Source organism: Rhodanobacter spathiphylli B39, from assembly GCF_000264295.1.
Taxonomy (GTDB): Bacteria; Pseudomonadota; Gammaproteobacteria; order Xanthomonadales; family Rhodanobacteraceae; genus Rhodanobacter; species Rhodanobacter spathiphylli.
On the sequence record NZ_AJXT01000090.1, the window covers coordinates 1 to 212 of the forward strand.

The 212-nt window shown below is 61.8% G+C and carries 1 pseudogene; it reads right to left on the bottom strand.

The features are described 5' to 3' along the window. Positions 1-158, bottom strand: a pseudogene (locus UU7_RS17080) (IS110 family transposase); the annotation flags it as partial. Between the last annotated feature and the right edge of the window lie 54 nt (positions 159-212).

Here is a 212-nt window from a genome sequence, read left to right on the forward strand (position 1 = left end):
TCCATCGCCACCACCGTGCCCGCTGGGCACTGCGCCAGCCAGGTCGCAAACGCATCACGCTTGAGATCCAGCCGCCGCACGACGCGGCCGGAGGCTTCCACCTCGCACACCGAAAACACGCTCTTCGCCAAATCCACCCCGATGGTTATAGTGCTCATGGAGACTTCCTCTTCGTAGTGACGGTTGTCCAGCAACACCATCATGGCCCTCGA